Raw genomic sequence first — 23,669 nt, 5'->3', positions numbered from 1 at the left:
CGCCCATGACCACCACAGCACCGGTCCCGGAAGACCGGGCGGCCCCCGGCCCGTCCGACACCCCGCCCCCCGACACGGCCCCCGCCCGGGGCACGGCCCCGTCCCCCGGTACGGCCCCGGCCTCCAGCACGGCCCCGGCCCCCGGAGCCGCCACCGCCCGGCCCGCGGCGGCGACCGGCAGCAGCCCCTGGCAACTGGCCCGCCAGGAGCTCGGACGGCGGCCCGCCGTCCGCGTCAGCCTCTGCGTCGTCCTCCTCTTCGTCCTGATGGCCCTCGCCGCGCCCTGGCTGGGCGCCCTCGGCGGCTGGTCCCCCGAGGAGTTCGACAAGACCGCCATCGACCCCTACCTCGGCGGCCAGCCGCTCGGCTCCTTCGGCGGGATCGGCCCCGACCACTGGCTCGGCGTCGAACCCGTCACCGGACGCGACCTGTTCGCCCGCGTCGTGCACGGCGCACAGGTCTCGCTCCTCATCGCCTTCGCGGCCACCGCCATCGTCGTCGTCACCGGCACCGCCGCCGGGATCGCCGCCGGCTACTTCGGCGGCCGCACCGACACGGTCCTGTCCCGGCTCATGGACCTGACCATGTCCTTCCCGTCCCTCATCTTCATGATCGCGATGCTGTCGGTGGCCAAGGACGTCAACCGGCTCGTGCTGATGACCTCCGTCATCGGCCTCTTCGGCTGGCCCGGCGTCGCCCGCGTCGTCCGCGGCCAGGCCCTCTCCCTCCGACACCGCGAGTACGTCGACGCCGCCCGCGTCGGCGGCGCCGGCTCCTGGCGGATCCTGACCCGCGACATCCTCCCGGGCGTCTCGGGCCCGGTCATCGCCTACACCACCCTGCTCATCCCCGGCATGATCAGCACCGAGGCCGCGCTCAGCTACCTCGGCGTGGGCGTGCGCCCGCCCACCCCCTCCTGGGGCCAGATGATCGCCGAGTCCGTGGCCTTCTACGAGACCGACCCCATGTACTTCGTCATCCCGAGCGTGTTCCTCTTCCTCGCCGTGCTCGCCTTCACCCTGCTCGGCGACGCCCTGCGCGACATCCTCGACCCGAGGGGCGGCCGCAGTTGATCCTCTACCTCGCCCGCCGGCTGCTCGCCCTCGCCGGAGTGCTGCTCGCGATCGCCGCCGTCACCTTCCTCATCTTCTACGTCCTGCCCTCCGACCCGGCCGCGGCCGCCTGCGGCAAGACCTGCAGCGCCGAACGGCTGGCCGACGTACGCGCGTACCTGGGGCTGGACCAGCCCCTGTGGCGGCAGTTCGGCGACTTCCTCACCGGGATCTTCACCGGCCGCACCCTCGGCTCCGGCCAGTACGCCGTCCAGTGCGACTTCCCCTGCCTCGGCTACTCGTACGAGAACTCCCTGCCCGTCTGGGACCTGCTCATGGACCGGCTCCCGGTCTCCGCGTCCCTCGCCGTCGGAGCCGCCGCGCTCTGGCTGGTCCTCGGACTCGGCGCCGGGGTCACCGCCGCCCTGCGCAAGGACACCGCCACCGACAAGGCCCTGATGGTGGGCGCGGTCGCAGCCGCCTCCCTGCCCGTCTACTTCACCTCCGTGATGCTGATCTACGGGGTGATCCGGATCGCGGGCCTCCTCCCGTACCCCTCCTACCAGGCCTTCACCGACGACCCGCTCGCCTGGGCGGCCAACCTGCTGCTGCCGTGGACCGCGCTCGCCCTGCTCTACGCGGCCATGTACGCGCGCCAGAGCCGCGGTTCGATGATCGAGGCGATGGCCGAGCCGTACATCCGCACCGCCCGCGCCAAGGGCATGCCCGAGCGCACGGTCGTCGTCAAACACGGGCTGCGCTCCGGGATGACCCCGATCCTGACCATCTTCGGCATGGACCTCGGCGGGCTGCTCGCCGGAGCCGTCATCACCGAGTCCATCTTCGGACTCCCCGGCATCGGGCGGCTGTTCTACGGGGCGCTCGTCAACTCCGACCAGCCCGTGGTCCTCGGCGTCACCCTGCTCGCCGCCTTCTTCATCGTCGTCGCCAACCTCGTCGTCGACCTCCTGTACGCCGTCATCGACCCGAGAGTGAGGTACTGATGGCCGCTCTCCTCGAAGTACGCGATCTGAGCGTCACCTTCACCACGCCGCGCGGGACCGTACGCGCCGTCGACTCCCTCGGGTTCACCGTCGAGGCGGGCCGCACCCTCGGGATCGTCGGCGAGTCCGGATCCGGCAAGTCCGTCACCTCGCTGGCCGTCATGGGCCTGCACCGGGGAGCGGTCGAGGTCGGCGGCTCCGTCGCGCTCGACGGACGGGAGCTGACCGGCCTGTCCGAGCGGGAGCTCTCCCGGATCCGCGGCCGCCGGATGGCCATGATCTTCCAGGACCCGCTCTCCAGCCTCCACCCCTACTACACCGTCGGCGAGCAGATCGCCGAGCACTTCCGGGTCCACTTCAAGGCCGGCCGGGCCGCCGCCCGCAAGCGGGCCGTCGACATGCTCGGTGAGGTGGGCATCCCGGAACCGGCCCGCCGGGCGGGGGAGTACCCGCACCAGTTCTCCGGCGGCATGCGCCAGCGCGCCATGATCGCCATGGCCCTGGCGTGCGAGCCCGACCTGCTGATCGCCGACGAGCCGACCACCGCCCTGGACGTCACCGTGCAGGCGCAGATCCTGGAGCTGATCGCCCGGCTCCAGCAGGAGCGCGGCCTCGGCGTCGTGATGATCACCCACGACCTGGGTGTCGTCGCCCGCGTCGCCCACGAGGTGCTGGTCATGTACGGCGGCCGGGCCGCCGAACAGGCCCCGGTCGACGCCCTCTTCGCCGAACCCGCCCACCCCTACACGCGCGGCCTGCTCGACTCGCTGCCCCGCCTCGACACCCCCGACGACGTCCCGCTGCCGTCCATCCCCGGCTCCCCTCCCTCCCTCCTCGCCCCGGCGCCGGGCTGCGCCTTCGCACCCCGCTGCCCCGTGGCCGCCGCGGCCCCGGCCGGGGCCGCGGGTCAGTGCGCGCAGGAGCGGCCCGAACTGCGCCCGTACGGCTCGCCGGACCGGCTGGCCGCCTGCCACTTCGCCGGCGCGGTGCCCGCCGTCGCCACCCCTGCCCCGGAGGTGTCCCGATGACGGCCCCGGCCACCCGCCCCCAGCCCGTCGCCCAGCGGGAGGGTCCGCCGTCGGGGCCCCTGCTGAGCGTCCGCGACCTGACGATGACCTTCCCCGGGAAGCGGTCCGTGACCGGGCGCCGGGGGGCGCCCGTGCGCGCCGTGGACGGGGTCTCCTTCGACCTGGAGGCCGGCCGGACCCTCGGCCTGGTCGGCGAGTCGGGCTGCGGCAAGTCCACCACCGGCCGGATGCTCGTACGGCTGCTGGAGCCCACCTCGGGCACCGTCACCTTCGAGGGCAAGGACATCAGCCGGCTCTCCCCCGGCGCCCTGCGGCCGGTGCGCAAGCACATCCAGATGGTCTTCCAGGACCCCCACTCCTCCCTCAACCCCCGCCAGACCGTCGCCCGGATCATCTCCGACCCGCTGCTGGTCCAGGGCTGGAGCGCGGGCGACGCCCGCCGCCGCGCCGCCGAACTGATGGACCTGGTCGGCCTGATCCCCGAGCACATCGACCGCTACCCGCACGAGTTCTCAGGCGGCCAGGCCCAGCGCATCGGCATCGCCCGCTCGCTGGCCACCAGCCCGCGCCTCGTCATCGCCGACGAGCCGGTCTCGGCCCTCGACGTCTCCGTCCAGGCACAGATCGTCAACCTGATGGAGCGGCTGCGCGCGGAGCTGGGCCTGGCGTACGTGTTCATCGCGCACGACCTCTCGGTCGTCAAACGGGTCAGCGACCGGGTCGCCGTCATGTACCTCGGCCGGATCGTCGAGATCGGGGACAAGAAGGCCCTCTACGAGAACCCTCAGCACCCCTACACCCGGGCGCTGTTGTCCGCCGTACCGCTGCCCGACCCGGCGGCGGAACGGCGACGGGAGCGGATCGTGCTGCTCGGCGACCCGCCGAGCCCGGCCGCCCCGCCCCCGGGCTGCACCTTCCACCCGCGCTGCCCCAAGGCGCAGGAGGTCTGCCGCACCGAACGGCCGCTGCTGCGGCTCACCGCCTCCAGGGAGGTGGCATGTCACTTCCCCGGTGACTGACGGGGATCTCGGGGAAGGGGAAGGGCCCCGGGGACAACGGCGTCCCCGGGGCCCTTCCGTGCGTCCCGGAACCTGCTCAGGCCAGTTCGCGGCGGAAGAACTCCAGCTCCAGTGCCATCAGCTTCTCGCGGGTGCCGCCCGGGGTCATGTGGGTGACGCCCGGGAGGGCCAGCAGTTGGTGGGGGCGGCCCGCGTCCGTGAGGGCCCGGGACAGGCGCAGGGTGTGGGAGGGGTGGACGTTGTCGTCGGCCAGGCCCGTGACGAGGAGCAGCGGGCGGGTCAGCTTCGGCGCGTCCGGGATCAGGGAGTCCCGCTCGTACACCTCCGGGTGGTCCTGGGGCAGGCCCAGGTAGCGCTCGGTGTACGCGGTGTCGTAGTGGCGGAAGTCGGTGGGCGCGGCTCCGGCCGCCGCCGCGTGGAAGACGTCCGGGCGGCGCAGCACCGCCATGGCCGCGAGGTAGCCGCCGTAGGACCAGCCGCGGATCCCGACCCGTCCGAGGTCGAGGTCCGGGTGGCGGGCGCCGAGCGCCGGCAGGGCCGCGACCTGGTCCTCGAGGGTCACCCCGGAGAAGCCGCGGTACATGGCGTGGGTGTGGGCGGGGGAGACGTACGCGGTCCCGCGGTTGTCGACGGTGACCACGGCGAAGCCCTGGTCGGCCCACCACTGGCGGGCCTGCCAGCGGCGCGGTTCGGAGCTGACGTCCTGCGCGCCGGGGCCGCCGTAGCTGTCCATCAGTACGGGCAGCCGCCGGCCGGCGACGTGGCCGCGGGGGAGGACCAGGGCGGTGGGGAGGGCGTGCTCGGTGACCCGTTCCAGGAGCGGGACCACCCGGTGGGGCAGCGGCTCGGACAGGTCGGCGGGGGAGAGCTCCCGCCCGTCCGGGGTGCGCACGGTACGCCGGATCCCGTCGGCGTCGGCCGAGGTCAGCAGGAGGGTCCCGGCCGAGGCCAGGGCGGAGTGCACCCCGGGACCGTCGGCGAGCGGTGTCCGTTTCCCGGTGACGGGGTCGATCAGCAGCACCTGCTGGTCGGCGGGGTCGCCCTGGGCGGCCTCGACGAGCAGGGAGCCCGCGTGGATCCCGGCGACGCGGCGGATCTGGATCCCCTCGCCGGTGAGCAGCACCCCGCCGACGGCGAGCGCGCGGGCGCCGCCGCCCGGGGTGTCGGCGCAGGTCAGCATCTGCCCGTCGGGGAGCCGGGCCGGGGTGCCGGGGAGCAGCGGGTCCACCCAATGGGGGTGGACGGTGCGGGAGAGCTCCCGGGTGCGGCCGGTGGCCGGGTCGGCGGAGAGCAGCAGGACGCGCTGCTGGAGGCGGTCCTGGACGGTGAGCAGGATCTCCGACGCCGAATCCCATCCCGCGTCGGAGACGTACGGGTAGGTCCCGGAGTCCCAGTCGAGCCGTATCCGCTCCCCGGCCGGGCCCAGCACCCACAGCTGGACGTCGGCGTTGGGGCCGCCCGCCTCGGGGTAGGCGAAGTCCTCGGGCGGCAGCTCGGGGTGGGCCGGATCGGCGAACCAGCGCCGCTGGAGGCCCGATTCGTCGACCCGGGCGGCCAGCAGGGTCGCCCCGTCCGGTGACCACCAGTGGCCCCGGGCCCTGCCCAGTTCCTCGGCGGCGGCGAACTCGGCCACGCCCCAGCGGGCGCCGTCGTCGGGGCTGACGCGGCCTCCGGGGGCGACGTACAGGGCGTCGTCGACGACGTACGCGGTGCGGGTGCCGTCGGCATTGGGCCTCGGGTCCCAGGCGGGGCCCGCGGCCGGGATCTCCGTGGGCGCTCCCGATCCGGCCGCGCCGACCTCGTACAGCCGCCCGTACAGCGCGAAGACGGCGCGCAGGCCGTCGCCGGAGAGGGCGTACGAGCCGATGCCGGCCGCGACGAGCCGGATCCGCTCGCGCAGCCGGCGCTCGGCGGTGGGCAGGGTGCCCGGCTCGGGGCACAGCTCGCGGGGGTCGGCAAGCCGGGTTTCGGCTCCGGTGGAGGTGTCGAGCACCCACAGACCGTCGAAGGCGTCGGTGGGACCGCTCGAGCGGAGGAACCAGAGCAGCCGGCCGTCGTCCCCGAAGGAGAAGGCGCGAGGGGCCCCGTGGGTGAAGCGGGCCGTGTCGGCGGAGAGCCTGAGGAAGTCATCCATGAATGTAGTTTGACATGTGAAATTGCACTACTCCTCAAAGTGCGGGGCGCCTGGGACTAGGCCGTTCGAGTGGTGACCCCGTGGGAGCGGGCTTAGCGTCGAAAGGGTGGACGCGAACGCATCGCCGAACGCCAAGGGGACCGACGGCAAGGTCCGAGGGAGCGGGAACGGTCTCGCACTGTTCGTCATCGCCTCCTGCCAGCTCATGGTGGTCCTCGACATCACCATCGTGAACATCGCGCTGCCGCACATCCAGACCGCGCTCCACTTCAGCACCGAGAGCCTCTCCTGGGTCGTCAACGCCTACACCCTCGCCTTCGGCGGCCTGCTGCTCCTCGGCGGCCGGACGGGCGACATCCTCGGCCGCAAACGCGTCTTCATCTCCGGCGTCCTGCTCTTCGGACTCGCCTCCCTCCTAGGCGGACTCGCCCAGAACGAAGGCCAGTTGATGGCGGCCCGCGCCCTCCAGGGCGTCGGCGGCGCCATCGCCTCCCCGACCTCCCTCGCCCTGATCACCACGACCTTCCGCGAAGGCCCCGCCCGCAACCGGGCGTTCGGCGTGTTCGCGGGTGTCTCCGCCGCCGGCGGCGCGATCGGCCTCCTCGCGGGCGGCATCCTCGTCGAATGGCTCAACTGGCGCTGGGTGTTCTTCGTCAACGTTCCGATCGCCGTGCTGATCGCCCTGCTGGCCAGGAAGGTGATCCACGAGTCCGAACGCCACCCCGGACACTTCGACCTCGCCGGAGCGCTGTTGTCCACCACGGGCATGGTCGCACTCGTGTACGGCTTCATCCGGGCCTCCCAGGACGGGTGGCGCGACCCCATCACGCTCGGCTCGTTCGGCGCCGCCGTGGTCCTGCTGACCCTCTTCATCCTCAACGAGCGCCGCTCGCCGCAGCCGATCACCCCGCTGCACATGTTCGCCGACCGCAACCGGGCCGGGACCTACGGGATCATGCTGATGCTCGCCTGCGCGATCTTCGGCATGTTCTTCTTCCTCACGCTCTTCGTGCAGATCGTGCTCGGCTTCAGCCCGCTCCAGGCCGGGCTCGCCTTCCTGCCGGTGAGCGCGATCATCGCGGTGGGCGCCGGCGCCACCTCGCAGCTGCTCCCGAAGTTCGGACCCAAGCCCTTCATGGTCACCGGAGCACTGTGCACGGCGGCGGGACTCGCCTGGCTGACGCAGACCGACATCCACTCGACGTACCTGGGCAGCATCCTCGGCCCCCTGCTGATCTTCGGCCTCGGCATGGGCCTGCAGTTCGTCTCGCTGACCCTGATGGCCCTGTCCAACGTTCCCGACCGGGAGTCGGGGGCGGCCTCCGGACTGCTCAACTCGATGCAGCAGATCGGCGGTTCGCTCGGTCTGTCGATCCTGGTCACGGTCTTCGGCACGGCCAGCCGCAACGAGGCGAGGGAGCAGGCGCCGTCCTTCCTGCGCAGCGCCACCCCCGAACAACTGCTCCAGTTCAAGCGCACGGGTCAGTACCCGAAGCCGTGGAGCGACCAGGTGCTCACCTCGGGCATCAGCGCGGCCTTCGTGGTGGCGGCCGTGTTCACCCTGGTCGGCGCGCTGATCGCGCTGCTCGTCATCCAGGTCCGCCCCTCGGACCTCGAACGGCTCCAGGGCAACCACACGCCGACGAGCGTCTAGCCGTACCGGACGTACCGGACGTGCCGGACGTACCGTATTCACGGTCGGAGGAGCGCCCGGAGCCGGACGGCGTCCGCCCGGGTGTTCATCCGCAGCGACAGCCAGGAGCCGTCCGCGAAGAGCAGGTCCACACGGGCCGGCCGGCGCAGGAGCGGGGGCAGCGGCCGCACCGCGCAGGCGGCGGACCGACTTTCCCGGGCCGGGTCCCCGCGACCCCAGGGCGGCCGGACGGTGATCTTGCCGGGGGTCGCGGTGAACGTGCCGCGAGGGCCCCGGGTCTCGGCGTGCCAGCGCGTCCAGTGGAAGCCGTGCAGGGCCAGCGCGAGACGCCCGGCCTCGCTGCCCCAGCCGCCGCGCAGGGCCGGGCCGTGGAAGAGCCGCCCGATGAGCCGGGCGGCCCGTTCGAACGGGTCGAGGAGGGCCGCCACCGCGTCGGCGAGGTCGTCGGGCAGCGCCTTCAGGAACCGGATGAGGAAGAAGTCGCCGATCCTGCGCGGCAGCGGCGCCCGGGCCGGCGACCCGGGCAGCAGCGCACGTGCGGGGCGCCGTACATAGGTGGACAAACGCCCTGGAATCTCCTCGTCCATCCGGCCATGATGGCCGGGCGCCCCTCAGCCCTCCAAGCTCCTGACCCGGCAGCGCGTCGGGCCCTGCGTGACCAGGGTGATGCCCGCGCTGACCGGGACCTCGGTGTCCACGGCCTCGAACTCGTACGCACGCAGGATCATGGCCAGCGCGATCACCGACTCCAGCATCGAGAAGTGCTGCCCGATGCAGGCGCGCGGACCGCCCCCGAAGGGGAACCAGGCATAGCGCGGACGGCCCGCCTCCGCCTCCGGGGTGAAGCGCTCGGGGTCGAAACGCTCCGGATCCGGCCAGTAGTCGGGGTGGCGGTGCGTCACCCACGGCGCGAGGATCACGTTCGCGCCGGCGGGGATGGTGTACTCCCCGATCTCGGTGGCGGCGACGGCGTTGCGGCCTATGACCGGGGCGGCCGGATAGAGCCGCATGGCCTCCTTGAGCACCTGGGTGAGGTACGGGAGCCGGTCCATGTCGGCCGCCTCGGGCGTACGGTCGCCGAGCACCCGGGTGATCTCCTCGCGGGCCCGCCGCTGCTGCTCGGGGTGCCGGGCCAGCAGGTGGAGGCTGAAGGCGAGGGAGGTCGCGGTGGTCTCGTGCCCGGCCAGCAGGAAGATCAGCACCTGGTCGCGCAGCTCGGAGGCGTCGAACTCCCCGTCGTCCGAGCTCTTGGCCGCGGCGAGCAGGCTCAGCAGGTCCTTGGCCCCGCCCTCCTCGGAGTCCGCGCCGCCCCGCCGCCCGGAGATGATCTCGTCGCACACCCCGTACAGCTCGTCCATCGCCGCGGCCGCCCGCCGGTTGCCCGGGCTGGGCCAGGCGCGAGGGATGTTGACGGGGGAGTAGCCGCGACGCAGCACGTAATCGGTGATGACCGGAAAGCATCGGTCCACGACGTCGACGGTGGCCTCGACGTCGGTGCCGAAGAGGATCCGCGCGACCGCGCGCAGAGCGAGGTGCATCATCTCGTCGGACACGTCGACGACCCCGTCGGCGGCCTCCTTCCACGCCTCTATCGCCGACGCGGTCTCGACGGCCACGGCTCCGGCGTAACCGTCCACCCGCCGCTTGGTGAACAGCGGCTGGACCAGTCGGCGCTGGCGCAGGTAGTCCTCGTCCTGGCTGGTCAGCAGCCCGTTGCCGAAGGACTCCCGGATCTCCTGGTAGAAGGGGTTGTCCTTGCGGAAGTTGGCCGACTGCGCGGCGAGCACCTGCTGCGCCCCCTCGGCCGAGAACACGCAATGCAACTCTGCGCGCAGCCCGGGCGGGCCGACGCTGACCCGAACGACGTCACCGTGCTCCCGCTGCGCCCGCAGGTAGGTGCCCAGCGCATCCGTCTTCAGATCGAAGAGCGACCCGACCACGGGCACCCCCGCGAGCACGGGAATCTCCCGGCCCGCTCCCACTTTCGCCGCATCCACTGCCATGGCCGCCCCCTCGTCCGTACCGACGCCCCGATTCTGCCGTTCTCCCGCCGTACCTGGCGAGTGCCGCCCCCGGTGGGGCCGAATACCGGCCACGGCCCTCACCTCCCACCGCGCGCGATCGCCCCCATCTCGGCCTCCACGACGGCGAGTTCCTCTCCCCGCCCCATGAGCTCCAACTGCTCCCGGTAGCGCCCCAGCGCGCCGAGGAGCAACGACTCCCAGCCGGTCTCCATCCCGCACATCCGCCGTGCGGCGGCAACGCCTTCGGCCCGCAGGGCCAGCGCGGTCTCCGGCTGAAGGGCGAACTCGATGCGGCTGTACTCGTACAGGGCCTCCGTCAGCAGGGGCAGGTACGCGAGCGGACTGACCCGGACGAGGGTGCGGTAGGCGGCGACCTGATGCCGTATCGGCAACGTCCCGGACCCGAGCAGGGCGACCCGGGCTCGCAGGACCTCGTCATGACTGGTGTTCCCCGTGTGATTCATGACGCCGATTCTGAAAGCCGCAAGGGGGGTCGCACCAGGGCAAACGACTATGCCGTTCGTCCTACGAAAAACCCCGCTGACCTGTCATGATTGATACGTCTTCACCTCTTGGCCCCGTCGGGCGGACCGCCGCCCCGGATGCGCGAAGACCCCTTCCCCCTCCGCCGACCGTGTCGCACCGGTCGTGTCCCGGTTCCTTCTGCCGAACTCCTCGCCCTTCGGGCGGGCGTTGCAGGCGAGCCCCCGGAAAGTGGCGCCGCAAGCCGATGCGGCATGGATTGCCACTCCCGAGATTCTGACTGTTCGTCAGATGATCACCGGTACGACATCTTCAGATCTGAGGATCCACGCACTACCGTCCCCGCCCTCAGCTCCAGGAAGGAACACCGCGTGAGATCCGTTTCCCGTGCCGTCGGCGCGTCCGTCCTCGCCCTCGCCCTCGCCGTCACCGTTGCGCCCGTGGCCGCCCATGCCGCGATCACCACACCCGCGCAGACCGTGTCCGGCGCCGGCGCCCCCGGCCGCGTCCTGTCCGTCCCCGGGCTCGTCAACGCCCGCGACCTCGGCGGCTACACCACCTACGACGGCAAGACCACCAAGTGGGGCACCGTCTACCGCACCGAGACCCTCTCCAAGCTCACCCCCGACGGTGTCAACGCCCTCGGCGCGCTCGGTCTCGGGAAGGTCGTCGACCTGCGTACCGCGCCGGAGATCTCCGCCGACGGCACCGACAAGCTCCCGGCCGGCGTGGCCGCGGTGGCCCGGTCCGTCGACGACACCTCCCTCTTCGCCTTCATCGGTGGTGTGGTCCGCTCCAAGGACCCGGTCTACCAGCAGGCGCAGCTCGGCAACGGGGCCGCGGAGGAGCGGATGCGCACCCTCTACAAGGGTTTCGTCACCAACCCCGCCAACCGGGCCGCGCTCGGCGCCGCGATCAAGGACGTCGCCAACTCGACGAAGCCGATCGCGTTCCACTGCTCGGCGGGCAAGGACCGCACCGGCGTCCTCGCGGACACGATCCTGCGCGCCGTCGGTGTTCCCGCGTCCACCTCGGAGCAGGACTACCTGCTCTCCAACAGCCTGCGGGCCGCGTCGGACAAGGCCCTGCGCGACCAGGTGAAGGCGGCCGGGTACATGCAGAACCCGGACTTGCTGATCCCGCTCCAGGAGGTGCGCGGCGACTACCTCGCCGCCTTCCGGGACCAGGCCGTGGCCGACTACGGCAGCTTCGGCGCCTTCCTCACCGACGGCCTCGGCTTGAGCGCGTCGGACCTGCTCAAGCTGCGCTCGCGCACCGTCTCCTGACCCGCACGACGACGAAGCCCCCGCCCCGGCTCGGTACCGGGGTGGGGGCGGGTGGTCGCCGGATCCTCGTCGGGTCCTCGTCGGGCCGCTATTCGCAGGCCACGCCGTCGCCGTCGCGGTCGAGGTGCTTGCCGTACCCGGGGTCACCGCGTCGGACGGGGGCGGCGCCGGCGGCTCGCGCGGCGGTGCAGTTCTTGTAGTAGACGCTCCCACCCCCACCGGTCGACGAGGAGCCGCCGGAGCCGGAGCCGGAGCCGCCGGAGCCGGAGCCGCCCGAGCCGGTGCCGCCGGAGGTCCCGGTGTCGTCGTCCTCGGTGGCGGGCGGCTTCGGCGCCGTGGTGGTCTTGGTGGGCTCCGGCGTGGGCGTGGGCGTAGGCGTGGGTGTCGGCGTCGCGGGCGTCGGGCTGGGCGTGGGCGTGACCGTCTCCGTCGGGGTGGGGCTGGCCGTCGGGGTCGGCGTCTGCGCGGTGGGAGACGGGCTCGGCGTGCCGGTGACCGCCGGCTTGCCGTTACGGCCGTCCTCGTAGCCCTTCTTGCCGCTGTCCGTCGTGAAGGGGAGGAAGAACCAGATGCCCGCGAGGACGGTGGCGATGATCTTCTTCGGCGTGGTCCACGGGCTCGCCCAGGCGAGGGCGATGCCGACCGGGGGCAGGACTATGAGCGCGCCGATGACCAGGGCGGGGTGCTGCCACCACCGCCGTACCGGTTGCTGATGGTAGGGGTGGGTCTGCGGGGGCGGGTACACGCGTTGACTCCTGATCGTCCAAGTTGAGCGTCGCTCAGCTTAAACAAAATGGCAAAGTGTGCCGACAGTGCATATCGAGCCGTGATGCAACTTCGGCGGATGCTCCGGACGGATGCCGACAAGCGCCCCGGAAACGACGAAGTCCCCGCCGGAGCGGGGACTTGACGGTGAGACGAGTTCGGGGCCTGCGTCTCTAGATGTCGCGGAAGATCTCGATCTGGGCGCCCACCGAGTTGAGGCGTTCCGCCAGTTCCTCGTAGCCGCGGTTGATCACGTAGACGTTGCGGAGCACCGAGGTGCCCTCGGCCGCCATCATGGCCAGGAGGACGACCACCGCCGGGCGCAGGGCCGGCGGGCACATCATTTCGGCCGCGCGCCAGCGGGTGGGGCCCTCGACCAGGACGCGGTGGGGGTCCAGGAGTTGGAGGCGGCCGCCCAGGCGGTTCAGGTCCGTGAGGTAGATGGCGCGGTTGTCGTACACCCAGTCGTGGATGAGGGTCTGGCCCTGCGCCACGGCGGCGATGGCCGCGAAGAACGGGACGTTGTCGATGTTCAGCCCGGGGAACGGCATCGGGTGGATCTTGTCGATCGGGGCTTCGAGCTTCGACGGGCGGACCGTGAGGTCGACCAGGCGGGTGCGGCCGTTGTCCGCCGTGTACTCCGCGGAGCGGTCGTGGTCCAGGCCCATCTCCTCCAGGACCGCGAGCTCGATCTCCATGAACTCGATCGGCACCCGCCGGATGGTGAGTTCGGACTCCGTGACCACCGCGGCGGCCAGGAGGCTCATCGCCTCGACCGGGTCCTCGGAGGGGGAGTAGTCGACGTCCACGTCGATGTTCGGGACGCCGTGGACGGTGAGGGTGGTCGTGCCGATCCCCTCGACCTTCACGCCCAGGGCCTCCAGGAAGAAGCACAGGTCCTGGACCATGTAGTTGGACGAGGCGTTGCGGATGACGGTGACGCCGTCGTGCCGGGCCGCGGCCAACAACGCGTTCTCGGTGACCGTGTCCCCGCGCTCGGTCAGGACGATCGGGCGGTCGGGGCTCACGCCGGGCTCGACCTTGGCGTGGTAGATGCCCTCGGTCGCGGTGATGTCCAGGCCGAAGCGGCGGAGGGCGATCATGTGGGGCTCGATGGTGCGGGTGCCGAGGTCGCAGCCGCCGGCGTACGGCAGGCGGAAGCGGTCCATGCGGTGGAGCAGGGGGCCGAGGAACATGATGATGCTGCGCGTGCGGACGGCCGCGTCCGCGTCGATGGCATCCATGTCGAGGCGGGCCGGCGGGACGAGCTCCAGGTCCACGCCGTCGTTGATCCAGCGGGTGCGGACGCCGATGGAGTTCAGGACCTCCAGGAGGCGGTAGACCTCCTCGATGCGGGCCACGCGGCGCAGCACCGTACGACCCTTGTTGAGGAGCGAGGCGCACAGCAGGGCGACGCACGCGTTCTTGCTCGTCTTGACGTCGATGGCGCCGGACAGGCGGCGGCCGCCGACGACGCGCAGGTGCATCGGGCCGGCGTAGCCCAGGGAGACGATTTCGCTGTCGAGCGCTTCGCCGATGCGGGCGATCATCTCAAGGCTGATGTTCTGGTTGCCGCGCTCGATCCGGTTCACTGCGCTCTGGCTCGTGCCCAGGGCGTCTGCGAGTTGACTCTGCGTCCAGCCACGGTGTTGCCGGGCGTCACGGATGAGCTTGCCGATGCGTACGAGGTAATCGTCTGCCATGGGTGCACCGTATCTCAGATATGAGATGTTGATCGCGACGGGTGTGGCATTTGGGTGTTATTGACTGTCAGGTCCCATAGTGGGGCCGCTCGTGGCGTGATGCTCGACGAGGCGGGCGAGGAGTCGGACGAGCTGCTCCCGTTCGGGTGTGGACAGGGGAGCGAGCAGTTCCTCCTGCGTGGCGTCGAGCAGTTGTTCCAGCTTGCGGAGTCGGCGCCGGCCGGGCGGCGTGAGGGTGATGACGTTGCGCCGCCGGTCCGCGGGGTCGGGGGTCCGCTCCACCAGTTCGCGCCCGGCCAATTCGTTGAGGACGCCGACGAGGTCGCTGGTGTGGATGCCGGTGCGGGCGCTCAGTGCCGCCTGGCTCACCGGCCCGGATTCCTCCAGTGCGACCAATACCGCGTAATGCCATTTATGCGCATCTGCGCTTCCGAGGCTTTCCGTCACCAGGCGCTGCGCGTGGGTCGAGGCCTGGGCGAGCAGTCGGCTGGGGAGTCCCCGCAGGCGTGCCGGGACGGCCTCGTTCTCGTGGGTGGTCATGGGGGTGATGGTAGCCCTTGCGTTAGTGGCACCAACGGTTTACATTCGTTTGTGTCACCAACGTTAGTCATCCGAACGAATACTGGAAGGGGCCTCCCATGGCCACGATCGACGTGCTCGACTCGACGATGTACTACGAGGAAGCGGGTAACCCCGAAGGCGTTCCCTTCGTCTTCCTGCACGGCAACCCCACCTCCTCCCACCTGTGGCGCGGCGTACTGCCCCGGATCGAGGGGCCGGCCCGCGTCCTCGCCCCGGACCTCATCGGCATGGGCCGTTCCGGCAAGCCCGGCGGGGAGTACCGCTTCGAGGACCACGCCCGTTACCTGGACGCCTGGTTCGAGGCCCTCGGGCTGGACCGGGTCGTCCTGGTCGGCCAGGACTGGGGCGGTGCGCTCGCCTTCGACTGGGCCACCCGGCATCCGGAGCGGGTCCTCGGGATCGCCTTCATGGAGACGATCCTGCGGCCGATGGGCTGGGACGAGTACTCGCCCGAGGGGCGCGCCCGGTTCGAGGCGATACGCACCCCGGGTGTGGGGGAGGAGATGGTGCTGGAGCGGAACCTCTTCATCGAGGACAGCATCGGCAAGACGATGATGAGCTCCCTGAGCGAGGCCGACCACGCCGTCTACGCCGCCCCCTACCCGACCCCCGAGAGCCGGCTCCCCATGCTCCGCTGGGCCCGCTCCCTGCCGATCGACGGCGACCCGGCGGACGTGGTCGCCGTGGTCGAGAGGTACGACGCCTGGCTGGCCGCCAGTCCGGAGGTGCCCAAGCTGCTGCTCACCTTCGACGGCGGGCCCGTGCTGATGGTCGGCCCCGCGCACATCGCGTGGTGCGAGGAGAACGTCTCCGCGCTGGAGACGGAGTACTGCGGGCGGGCGGCCCACCTCTGCCCGGAGGACCGGCCCGAGGAGATCGCTGCCGCGGTCAACTCCTGGGCGAAGCGGCACGACCTCCTCGGGTGAGGGGCGCGACCGCCCCCTCGGGCACGGCCGCCTCGGGTCCGGCCTCCTCGGCACGACCGCGTGAGAGGCCATGGCCACTCCGATCATTCGGTGCGGCCGGGACACCTTTTGATTGACTCCTTGGTCAAAACCCACCCCGGACGACGAAATCCGTACGATGACCCGCGTGCCAGGACCCACCATCGCCGACATCGCGCGCGCCGCGGAGCTCTCCACCGCGACCGTCTCGTACGCGCTGTCCGGCACCGGCCGCCTCGCCGACGGCACCCGCCGCCGGCCCGGCGCGCCCCTGCCGGACGACGCGTGGCGGGACGGTGACCACGCCGCGGGCGGCCGCCAGGTCCTGGCCGCCGCCGCACGCCACGGGATCCGCATACCCGCGGACCTCCTGCTGGTCTGCGCGAGCGAGGATCCGGTGTACGCGCAGAGCGATCCGCCCGTGATCACCGTCACCCCGAACCCGGAGCGGACCGGCGCGCCGGCGATGTCGGCGCTGGTCGCGTTGGTGGAATCGGGGCATGCGGAAGCGACCGGTCGACTGACCGTCCCGGCGGGCCTGAGGGTGCGCGCCTCGTCCCTGCCCCCGGACATGTACTAGAGTTATCTCGACATCGAGATATCTGCCGAAGGCGAACCGCAGCCGCCCCCGCTGGTAAGGGTTACCTAACTTAGCCTTACCTTAGCGGATTGGCCCAGGGGCGTGGCGGCAGGATGCGGTAATTACGCGCGAATTCATGCATGAAGGAGACTGTCGTGTCGGCGAACAGCTTCGACGCCCGCAGCACGCTGCAGGTGGGCGACGAGTCGTACGAGATCTTCCGGCTGGACAAGGTCGAGGGCGCCGCGCGCCTTCCCTACAGCCTGAAGGTCCTGCTGGAGAACCTGCTCCGCACCGAGGACGGCGCGAACATCACCGCCGACCACATCCGGGCGCTCGGCGGCTGGGACTCCCAGGCACAGCCCAGCCAGGAGATCCAGTTCACGCCGGCCCGTGTGATCATGCAGGACTTCACCGGTGTGCCCTGCGTCGTCGACCTCGCCACCATGCGCGAGGCCGTCAAGGAGCTCGGCGGCGACCCGGCGAAGATCAACCCGCTCTCGCCCGCCGAGATGGTCATCGACCACTCCGTCATCGCCGACAAGTTCGGCACCAAGGACGCGTTCGCCCAGAACGTCGAGCTGGAGTACGGCCGCAACAAGGAGCGCTACCAGTTCCTGCGCTGGGGCCAGACCGCCTTCGACGACTTCAAGGTCGTCCCCCCGGGCACCGGCATCGTCCACCAGGTCAACATCGAGCACCTGGCCCGCACGGTCATGGTCCGTAACGGCCAGGCGTACCCCGACACCCTCGTCGGCACCGACTCGCACACCACCATGGTCAACGGCCTGGGCGTGCTGGGCTGGGGCGTCGGCGGCATCGAGGCCGAGGCCGCGATGCTCGGCCAGCCGGTCTCCATGCTGATCCCGCGCGTCGTCGGCTTCAAGCTGACCGGCGAGCTGCCCACCGGCACGACCGCCACCGACCTGGTGCTCACCATCACCGAGATGCTGCGCAAGCACGGCGTCGTCGGCAAGTTCGTCGAGTTCTACGGTGAGGGCGTCGCCGCCACCTCCCTCGCGAACCGCGCCACCATCGGCAACATGTCGCCGGAGTTCGGCTCCACCGCCGCGATCTTCCCGATCGACGGCGAGACCCTGAAGTACCTCAAGCTCACCGGCCGCTCCGAGCAGCAGGTCGCGCTCGTCGAGGCGTACGCCAAGGAGCAGGGCCTGTGGCTGGACCCGGCCGCCGAGCCGGACTTCTCCGAGAAGCTGGAGCTCGACCTCTCCACGGTCGTCCCCTCCATCGCCGGCCCGAAGCGCCCGCAGGACCGCATCATCCTCGCCAACGCCGCGCAGCAGTTCGCGGTGGACGTCCTCAACTACGTTGACGACGCCGACGAGGCGGGCAAGGAGTCCTTCCCGGCCTCCGACGCCCCGGCCGCCACCAACGGCGTGCCGACCCGCCCGACCCAGGTCACCCTGGCCGACGGCACCTCCTTCGAGATCGACCACGGCGCCGTCACCGTCGCCGCGATCACCTCCTGCACCAACACCTCGAACCCCTACGTCATGGTCGCCGCGGCGCTCGTGGCCAAGAAGGCGGTCGAGAAGGGCCTGTCCCGGAAGCCCTGGGTCAAGACCACCCTGGCCCCGGGCTCGAAGGTCGTCACCGACTACTTCGACAAGGCCGGCCTGACCCCGTACCTCGACAAGATGGGCTTCAACCTCGTCGGGTACGGCTGCACCACCTGCATCGGCAACTCCGGTCCGCTGGACGAGGAGATCTCGAAGGCGATCAACGAGCACGACCTCGCGGTCACCTCGGTCCTCTCGGGCAACCGCAACTTCGAGGGCCGCATCAACCCCGACGTCAAGATGAACTACCTGGCCTCCCCGCCGCTGGTCGTCGCGTACGCCATCGCGGGCTCCATGAAGGTGGACATCACGACGGACGCCATCGGCACCGACACCGAGGGCAACCCGGTCTTCCTCAAGGACATCTGGCCCTCCGAGGCCGAGGTCAACGACGTCGTCGCCAACGCCATCGGCGAGGACATGTTCTCCAAGTCCTACCAGGACGTCTTCGCGGGCGACGCCCAGTGGCAGGCGCTGTCGATCCCGACCGGCAACACCTTCGAGTGGGACCCGCAGTCCACCTACGTCCGCAAGCCCCCTTACTTCGAGGGCATGACGATGGAGACCACCCCGGTCTCCGACATCGCCGGCGCGCGCGTGCTGGCGAAGCTGGGCGACTCGGTCACCACCGACCACATCTCCCCGGCCGGTGCGATCAAGGCCGACACCCCGGCCGGCAAGTACCTCACGGAGCACGGCGTCGAGCGCCGCGACTTCAACTCGTACGGTTCCCGCCGCGGCAACCACGAGGTCATGATCCGCGGTACGTTCGCCAACATCCGCCTGCGCAACCAGATCGCGCCGGGCACCGAGGGCGGCTTCACCCGCGACTTCACCGCCCCGGACGCGCCGGTCTCCTTCATCTACGACGCCTCCCAGAACTACCAGGCCGCCGGCATCCCGCTGGTCATCCTGGCGGGCAAGGAGTACGGCTCCGGCTCCTCCCGCGACTGGGCGGCCAAGGGCACCGCGCTGCTCGGCGTCAAGGCCGTCATCGCCGAGTCCTACGAGCGCATCCACCGCTCCAACCTGATCGGCATGGGCGTCCTGCCCCTGCAGTTCCCCGAGGGTGCCACCGCGGCCTCCCTGGGCCTCACCGGCGAGGAGACCTTCTCCTTCACCGGTGTGGAGGAGCTGAACAACGGCACCACCCCGCGCACGGTCAAGGTGACCACCGACACCGGTGTCTCCTTCGACGCGGTCGTCCGCATCGACACCCCCGGTGAGGCGGACTACTACCGCAACGGCGGCATCATGCAGTACGTGCTCCGCAACCTCATCCGTGGCTAGTCACCACTGAGCACGGCGGCGCCAAAAGGGCCGCATCCCCGTCAAGGGGGTGCGGCCCTTCCGCTTTTCCGGGGGCGGTCCCAGATGACGGACAGGTATCAACTCGGAAAAGTGACGGCCATCCGTGTGCATGATCTTGCTCACACGAGCGGAAGTGGACTATACCTGTGCGCGTCCGGATCACCGCGAGACGAACGGCCCGGACCGGGGGATGGGCGGGGACCTGCGGAGATGTCCGCATGCACGGCAACCGCCGTGACTCCCGGCCTCCTTCACACTTCTGACGAAGGCGAGGACATGAGCATGGGATCCACGGGTGAAGGCCTCGGCCGCCGCGATCTGATCAAGCGTTCCGCAGCACTCGGACTCATCACGGTGCCGACGATGAGCTTCCTGTCCGCCTGCGCCTCCGGCGGCGAGGAGTCCACGAAGGGCCCGGACAAGGCGCCGGTGACCAAGGAGAACCCGTTCGGCGTCGCCAAGGGCGGCAAGCTCGACATCGTGGTCTTCAAGGGCGGCTTCGGCGACGACTACGCGAAGGCCTGGGAAGCCGCCTTCGACAAGAAGTGGGGCACCACCAGCGAGCACCTGGGCACCCAGGAGATCACCGCCAAGCTCCAGCCGCGCTTCAACGCGGGCAACCCGCCGGACGTCGTCGACGACGCGGGAGCCCAGCAGATCAAGCTGGACGTGCTGGTCAAGGGCGGTCAGCTCGCCGACCTCGCCTCGGTGCTCGACGCGCCCTCGCTCGACGACCCGTCCAAGAAGGTCCGCGACACCCTCATCGCCGGCACCGTCGAACAGGGCACCCAGGGCGGCAAGTTCGTCGCGCTGAACTACGTGTACACCGTCTTCGGCCTCTGGTACTCCGGCAAGCTCTTCAAGGAGAAGGGCTGGACGGCCCCGAAGACCTGGGACGAGTTCCTGGCGGTCTGCACCAAGGCGAAGGAAGCGGGCATCGGCGGCCTCGCCCACCAGGGCAAGTTCCCGTACTACATCAACGTCGTCATCATGGACCTGATCGCCAAGAAGGGCGGTCTGGAGGCCATGAAGGCGATCGACAACCTGGAGCCCAACGCCTTCGAGGGCAATCCGGCGGCCCTCGCCGCCGTCGAGGCGGTCTACGAGGTGGTCGAGAAGGGCCTGCTGATGCCGGGCACCAACGGCCTCACCCACACGGAATCCCAGACGGCCTGGAACCAGTACAAGGCGGCCTTCATCCCCTCCGGATCCTGGCTGGAGAACGAGCAGCTCAAGCAGACCCCGGAGGACTTCGACATGAAGTTCCTGCCGGTGCCGCTGCTCGCCGACAGCAAGCTCCCCTTCGAGGCCATCCGGGCGAACGCGGGCGAGCCCTTCATCGTGCCGGAGAAGGCCGCCAACAAGGCCGCGGGCCTGGAGTTCCTCCGCTCGATGCTGTCCCGCGAGTGGTCTTCGATCTTCGCCCAGCAGGCCAACTCGCTCACCGTCGTCAAGGACGGCGTCGACCCGAAGATCAAACTCCGTCCGGGCACCCAGTCGGCGGTGGAGGCCGTCAAGAGCGCGGGCTCCAACACCTTCGGCTACCTGTACACCGAGTGGTACAGCGAAATGGACATCGAGATCCAGAACGCGTCCAATGAGCTGATGGCCCAACGGATCCAGCCCAAGGAGTGGATCAAGCGGGCCCAGGCCGCGGTGGACAAGGCGGCCAAGGACCCGAACGCCAAGAACAACAAGCGCAGCTGACCACTGCGGGGGACGGACACCATGAGCCACGTAGCCCAGGGGGGAAGGAAGGGGGGCTTCATCGCCGCCTTCCTCTTCGCACCCCTCGCGCTGTACCTGACCTTCGTCATCTGGCCGTACGTACAGACGTTCGGATACTCCTTCACCAACTGGTCCGGCCAGTCACCGGTGTTCGACTTCGTCGGCCTGGACAACTACTCGGCCCTGCTGGAGGACGAGGTCTTCCGCGGCGCGCTCTGGCACAACCTGCTGCTCGTGGTGTTCGTCCCCGTGATCACGATCCTGCTCGCCCTCTTCTTCGCCTTCATGGTGAACGCGGGAGGGCGCGGTGGCGCCGGCGGGGTCCAGGGGGTCGCCGGATCGCGCCTCTACAAGGTCGTCTACTTCTTCCCGCAGGTCCTCTCCCTCGCCATCCTCGCCGTGCTCTTCGGCGCGATCTACCGGAGCGACGAGGGCGGCCTGCTCAACGGCTTCCTCATCAAGCTCGGCCTGATCTCCCCGCAGCACCCCGTCGAATGGCTCAACGAGCCGAACTTCGTCCTGTGGTGCCTGCTGCTCGTCGTCGTCTGGCACGGCGTCGGCTTCTACCTCGTCCTGTTCTCCGCGGCCATGCAGTCCGTGCCCAGGGACATCTACGAGGCCGCGCTGCTCGACGGCGCCGGACGCGCCCAGACCTTCTTCAGGGTCACCCTGCCCCTGCTGTGGGACTCTGTGCAGACCTCCGCGGTCTATCTGGGCATCGCCGCGATGGACATGTTCGTCCTGGTGTCGACCATGACCTCGGGCCAGTTCGGCGGCGGACCCGACCACCACAGCGAGGTCATGTCGACGGTGCTGATGCGCAACTTCCTCTACTTCGGCAAGAGCGGCTACGCCTGCGCCATGGGCGTGGTCATGCTGCTCCTGACCATGATCATCTCCATCACCACGCTGCGCGCCACCCGCCGCGAGCGCATCGAGTTCTGAGCGGGAGACCGTCATGACCACAGTGATCAAGGCTCCGGGCGAATCGGCCGCGGAGCGGTCCGGCGGAGCCGGACGGGCGAAGGAGCCGGGCGGACGCCGTTCCGAGGGCGTGGTCCTCAACGTCTTCTCGCACGGCTTCCTCGTCCTCTGGGCGATAATGATCGTGCTTCCGCTGATCTGGCTCGCCCTCGGTGCCTTCAAGACCGACGCGCAGATCGGCGGCTCGGCCCTCAGCTGGCCTTCGAACTGGCATTTCGACGCCTTCGGCCGGGCCTGGACCAAGGGCATCGGCGGCTACTTCGCGCACACCCTCATCGTGCTGGTCTTCTCGGTCCCGCTGACCATGCTGTTCGGGTCGATGGCCGCGTACGTACTGGCCCGCTACCCCTTCCCGGGGAACCGGATCATCTACTACTTCTTCGTCAGCGGGGCGATGTTCCCCGTGTTCCTGGCGCTCGTACCGCTCTTCTTCATGGTCAAGCGCTTCGACATGCTGAACACCTACCAGGGCCTGATCCTGGTGTACGTCGCGTACTCGATGCCCTTCACCGTCTTCTTCATGCACACGTTCTTCCGGACGCTGCCGACGGCGATCCACGAGGCGGCCGTCATCGACGGGGCGTCCGACACCCGGATCTTCTTCCAGGTGATGCTGCCGATGGCCAAGCCCGGCCTGATCAGCGTCGGGATATTCAACGTCCTGGGCCAGTGGAACCAGTACATCCTGCCCGCCGTGCTGATGCAGCCCCAGTCGAGCTCGGACCCCGAGCGCTACATGCTCACCCAGGGCCTGATCCAGCTCCAGTACCAGATGGGCTACGAGACGGACCTGCCGGTGCTGTTCGCCGGCGCCACCATCGCCGTCATCCCGATGCTGGCGGTCTACCTCTCCTTCCAGCGCCAGATCCAGGCCGGACTGACCTCGGCGACCCTCAAGTGACCTTCCGGAGCTGGTACCTCTCGCCGGAGTCCGGGGGCCCCGCCCACACGTAGATCCGGGGCTCCCGGTCGGTACCGCCGACGTACCACGCCGACCAGGAACACCCCGGGATGTGGACGCGGACCTCCTGGGTCCGGACGCCCCTCCCGGGTTCGTAGGACCAGGTGCCGGAGCCCGAGCACCGCGGGGACGGACTGTCGAGGTGGTCGCCGGGGCCGTGCTCTTCGACGCCGTGGGCAACGACGCGGCCGTCCGGCGTGAACACCAGCCTTCCACTGGTGTGGTCGACCCAGGTGCCGGGCACGGTCGCGGGGCCGATCGCCGGCGGCTCGTACGCGGGCAGCAGGCCGACGGCGAGACCGAGTGCGCCGAACAGGCCCGTTCCCGCCACCAGTGCCGTGCCCCACAGGGCCACCCGACGGACCAACTGCTGGTGTCGGGGCCGGGCCACCAGGCCACCCACCGAGAGCGAAGCGGTGGCCACCGCCCAGAAGACGAGCACGGGCCGCGTCTCCACGTGGTTGTACGCGGCGAAGGCCCAGATCGGCGCTGCCACCAGGGCCGCCACCGTCGGCGGCACCCACCACCAGGCCTCGCGTCCGCCGATCCGGCGGCCGAGCAGGTCTGCCAGCGCCACCGCCGGCAGTACGAAGACCAGTGACAGCAGGAACGCGATCACCGCGACGATCACGCCGAAGTCGAGCAGGGCCGCCGCGACGGAGGTGTGGTCGACCGCGCTGTCCGGCGGCGGCTGTGTCCGGACGTACAGCAGGACCACCACGACGGCGAGTGCGACCTCCAGACAGCCCACCGAGGTCGAGACCAGCAGGATCCGCCCGTACGACCGTTTCTGATGCATGGCCACCCCCCTCTGGGCGCGGCGACGAGCACGTCCGCCCGGCCCGCA

Annotated in this window: 20 protein-coding genes; 12 read left to right on the top strand and 8 right to left on the bottom strand. The window is 70.4% G+C overall.

The window, feature by feature from the left end:
* Nucleotides 1-5: 5 nt before the first annotated feature.
* Genes ACIQ5Y_RS12010 through ACIQ5Y_RS11995 form a run of 4 tightly spaced genes read left to right on the top strand, consistent with a single transcriptional unit; the run spans nt 6 to nt 4,103 of the window.
* A complete protein-coding gene (locus ACIQ5Y_RS12010) occupies nt 6-1,073 on the top strand; it encodes an ABC transporter permease subunit (RefSeq protein WP_403878522.1) in 1,068 nt (355 codons plus the stop codon).
* Nucleotides 1,070-2,056 (top strand): ABC transporter permease, encoded by a 987-nt coding sequence (locus ACIQ5Y_RS12005; RefSeq protein ID WP_403878519.1) that lies wholly within the window; start codon nt 1,070-1,072, stop codon nt 2,054-2,056. Before ACIQ5Y_RS12010 ends, ACIQ5Y_RS12005 begins: the two co-directional genes overlap by 4 nt.
* Nucleotides 2,056-3,084, top strand: coding sequence for an ABC transporter ATP-binding protein (locus ACIQ5Y_RS12000; RefSeq protein WP_403878516.1), 1,029 nt, complete (start codon nt 2,056-2,058; stop codon nt 3,082-3,084). Before ACIQ5Y_RS12005 ends, ACIQ5Y_RS12000 begins: the two co-directional genes overlap by 1 nt.
* Entirely contained in the window at nt 3,081-4,103 is a 1,023-nt protein-coding gene (locus tag ACIQ5Y_RS11995) for an ABC transporter ATP-binding protein (protein ID WP_403878513.1), read from the top strand. Before ACIQ5Y_RS12000 ends, ACIQ5Y_RS11995 begins: the two co-directional genes overlap by 4 nt.
* A gap of 76 nt (nt 4,104-4,179) precedes the next feature.
* On the opposite strand, the gene ACIQ5Y_RS11990 is transcribed toward ACIQ5Y_RS11995, so the two are convergent.
* Nucleotides 4,180-6,237 (bottom strand): prolyl oligopeptidase family serine peptidase, encoded by a 2,058-nt coding sequence (locus ACIQ5Y_RS11990; protein WP_403878510.1) that lies wholly within the window; start codon nt 6,235-6,237, stop codon nt 4,180-4,182.
* A gap of 106 nt (nt 6,238-6,343) precedes the next feature.
* Here ACIQ5Y_RS11990 and ACIQ5Y_RS11985 point away from each other — a divergent pair, with 106 nt between their 5' ends.
* The gene (locus ACIQ5Y_RS11985) at nt 6,344-7,891 is read left to right on the top strand and encodes an MFS transporter (RefSeq protein ID WP_403878507.1); all 1,548 of its coding nucleotides are present in this window, start codon (nt 6,344-6,346) and stop codon (nt 7,889-7,891) included.
* 38 nt (nt 7,892-7,929) lie between these two features.
* Here ACIQ5Y_RS11985 and ACIQ5Y_RS11980 read toward each other — a convergent pair whose 3' ends face one another.
* From ACIQ5Y_RS11980 to ACIQ5Y_RS11970, 3 genes are all read right to left on the bottom strand, one after another.
* Complete coding sequence (locus ACIQ5Y_RS11980) at nt 7,930-8,454, bottom strand: hypothetical protein (RefSeq protein ID WP_403878504.1); 525 nt, start codon at nt 8,452-8,454, stop codon at nt 7,930-7,932.
* 48 nt (nt 8,455-8,502) lie between these two features.
* Nucleotides 8,503-9,894, bottom strand: coding sequence for a cytochrome P450 (locus tag ACIQ5Y_RS11975; RefSeq protein WP_403878501.1), 1,392 nt, complete (start codon nt 9,892-9,894; stop codon nt 8,503-8,505).
* A 98-nt stretch (nt 9,895-9,992) separates the two neighbouring features.
* Nucleotides 9,993-10,379: a hypothetical protein gene (locus ACIQ5Y_RS11970; protein WP_403878498.1), complete on the bottom strand. Its 387-nt coding sequence runs from the start codon at nt 10,377-10,379 to the stop codon at nt 9,993-9,995.
* 390 nt (nt 10,380-10,769) lie between these two features.
* Here ACIQ5Y_RS11970 and ACIQ5Y_RS11965 point away from each other — a divergent pair, with 390 nt between their 5' ends.
* Nucleotides 10,770-11,684 carry a tyrosine-protein phosphatase gene (locus ACIQ5Y_RS11965; RefSeq protein ID WP_403878495.1) on the top strand — a complete coding sequence of 305 codons (915 nt, stop codon included), beginning with the start codon at nt 10,770-10,772 and terminating at the stop codon, nt 11,682-11,684.
* Nucleotides 11,685-11,772: 88 nt separating this feature from the next.
* On the opposite strand, the gene ACIQ5Y_RS11960 is transcribed toward ACIQ5Y_RS11965, so the two are convergent.
* The 3 genes from ACIQ5Y_RS11960 to ACIQ5Y_RS11950 all read right to left on the bottom strand — a co-directional run bounded on the left by ACIQ5Y_RS11960 (nt 11,773) and on the right by ACIQ5Y_RS11950 (nt 14,692).
* Nucleotides 11,773-12,429 (bottom strand): excalibur calcium-binding domain-containing protein, encoded by a 657-nt coding sequence (locus ACIQ5Y_RS11960; RefSeq protein WP_403878492.1) that lies wholly within the window; start codon nt 12,427-12,429, stop codon nt 11,773-11,775.
* A gap of 193 nt (nt 12,430-12,622) precedes the next feature.
* Nucleotides 12,623-14,152 carry a helix-turn-helix domain-containing protein gene (locus tag ACIQ5Y_RS11955; protein ID WP_403878489.1) on the bottom strand — a complete coding sequence of 510 codons (1,530 nt, stop codon included), beginning with the start codon at nt 14,150-14,152 and terminating at the stop codon, nt 12,623-12,625.
* 57 nt (nt 14,153-14,209) lie between these two features.
* A complete protein-coding gene (locus tag ACIQ5Y_RS11950) occupies nt 14,210-14,692 on the bottom strand; it encodes a MarR family winged helix-turn-helix transcriptional regulator (protein ID WP_403878486.1) in 483 nt (160 codons plus the stop codon).
* Between the two features lie 98 nt (nt 14,693-14,790).
* Between ACIQ5Y_RS11950 and ACIQ5Y_RS11945 the strand changes: the two genes are divergently transcribed.
* The 6 genes from ACIQ5Y_RS11945 (at nt 14,791) to ACIQ5Y_RS11920 (ending at nt 22,762) form a co-directional block, all read left to right on the top strand.
* Nucleotides 14,791-15,660 carry a haloalkane dehalogenase gene (locus ACIQ5Y_RS11945; RefSeq protein WP_403878483.1) on the top strand — a complete coding sequence of 290 codons (870 nt, stop codon included), beginning with the start codon at nt 14,791-14,793 and terminating at the stop codon, nt 15,658-15,660.
* 157 nt (nt 15,661-15,817) lie between these two features.
* Nucleotides 15,818-16,258 (top strand): substrate-binding domain-containing protein, encoded by a 441-nt coding sequence (locus ACIQ5Y_RS11940; protein ID WP_403878480.1) that lies wholly within the window; start codon nt 15,818-15,820, stop codon nt 16,256-16,258.
* A gap of 155 nt (nt 16,259-16,413) precedes the next feature.
* Complete coding sequence (gene acnA, locus ACIQ5Y_RS11935; protein ID WP_403878477.1) at nt 16,414-19,128, top strand: aconitate hydratase AcnA; 2,715 nt, start codon at nt 16,414-16,416, stop codon at nt 19,126-19,128.
* A 303-nt stretch (nt 19,129-19,431) separates the two neighbouring features.
* Nucleotides 19,432-20,856 (top strand): N-acetylglucosamine/diacetylchitobiose ABC transporter substrate-binding protein, encoded by a 1,425-nt coding sequence (ngcE, locus tag ACIQ5Y_RS11930; RefSeq protein WP_403878782.1) that lies wholly within the window; start codon nt 19,432-19,434, stop codon nt 20,854-20,856.
* Nucleotides 20,857-20,877: 21 nt separating this feature from the next.
* A complete protein-coding gene (locus ACIQ5Y_RS11925) occupies nt 20,878-21,822 on the top strand; it encodes a carbohydrate ABC transporter permease (RefSeq protein ID WP_403878474.1) in 945 nt (314 codons plus the stop codon).
* A 13-nt stretch (nt 21,823-21,835) separates the two neighbouring features.
* Nucleotides 21,836-22,762, top strand: a complete 927-nt coding sequence (locus tag ACIQ5Y_RS11920) for a carbohydrate ABC transporter permease (RefSeq protein ID WP_403878471.1) — start codon at nt 21,836-21,838, stop codon at nt 22,760-22,762.
* Here the strand turns inward: ACIQ5Y_RS11920 and ACIQ5Y_RS11915 are convergent.
* Entirely contained in the window at nt 22,755-23,621 is an 867-nt protein-coding gene (locus ACIQ5Y_RS11915; protein ID WP_403878467.1) for a hypothetical protein, read from the bottom strand. The genes ACIQ5Y_RS11920 and ACIQ5Y_RS11915 overlap by 8 nt on opposite strands.
* Between the last annotated feature and the right edge of the window lie 48 nt (nt 23,622-23,669).

It is taken from the genome of Streptomyces sp. NPDC096339, assembly GCF_044762985.1.
Taxonomy (GTDB): Bacteria; Actinomycetota; Actinomycetes; order Streptomycetales; family Streptomycetaceae; genus Streptomyces.
Note: the sequence above shows the minus strand (reverse complement) of the source record. Positions and strands in the feature narration are given on the sequence as shown.

Coding starts and splice junctions, on each gene's coding strand:
- ACIQ5Y_RS12010 (WP_403878522.1), top strand. CDS start 6: ATGACCACCACAGCACCGGTCCCGGAAGACCGGGCGGCCCCCGGCCCG.
- ACIQ5Y_RS12000 (WP_403878516.1), top strand. CDS start 2,056: ATGGCCGCTCTCCTCGAAGTACGCGATCTGAGCGTCACCTTCACCACG.
- ACIQ5Y_RS11995 (WP_403878513.1), top strand. CDS start 3,081: ATGACGGCCCCGGCCACCCGCCCCCAGCCCGTCGCCCAGCGGGAGGGT.
- ACIQ5Y_RS11990 (WP_403878510.1), bottom strand. CDS start 6,237: ATGGATGACTTCCTCAGGCTCTCCGCCGACACGGCCCGCTTCACCCAC.
- ACIQ5Y_RS11975 (WP_403878501.1), bottom strand. CDS start 9,894: ATGGCAGTGGATGCGGCGAAAGTGGGAGCGGGCCGGGAGATTCCCGTG.
- ACIQ5Y_RS11970 (WP_403878498.1), bottom strand. CDS start 10,379: ATGAATCACACGGGGAACACCAGTCATGACGAGGTCCTGCGAGCCCGG.
- ACIQ5Y_RS11955 (WP_403878489.1), bottom strand. CDS start 14,152: ATGGCAGACGATTACCTCGTACGCATCGGCAAGCTCATCCGTGACGCC.
- ACIQ5Y_RS11950 (WP_403878486.1), bottom strand. CDS start 14,692: ATGACCACCCACGAGAACGAGGCCGTCCCGGCACGCCTGCGGGGACTC.
- ACIQ5Y_RS11945 (WP_403878483.1), top strand. CDS start 14,791: ATGGCCACGATCGACGTGCTCGACTCGACGATGTACTACGAGGAAGCG.
- ACIQ5Y_RS11940 (WP_403878480.1), top strand. CDS start 15,818: ATGACCCGCGTGCCAGGACCCACCATCGCCGACATCGCGCGCGCCGCG.
- ngcE (WP_403878782.1), top strand. CDS start 19,432: ATGGGATCCACGGGTGAAGGCCTCGGCCGCCGCGATCTGATCAAGCGT.
- ACIQ5Y_RS11925 (WP_403878474.1), top strand. CDS start 20,878: ATGAGCCACGTAGCCCAGGGGGGAAGGAAGGGGGGCTTCATCGCCGCC.
- ACIQ5Y_RS11920 (WP_403878471.1), top strand. CDS start 21,836: ATGACCACAGTGATCAAGGCTCCGGGCGAATCGGCCGCGGAGCGGTCC.
- ACIQ5Y_RS11915 (WP_403878467.1), bottom strand. CDS start 23,621: ATGCATCAGAAACGGTCGTACGGGCGGATCCTGCTGGTCTCGACCTCG.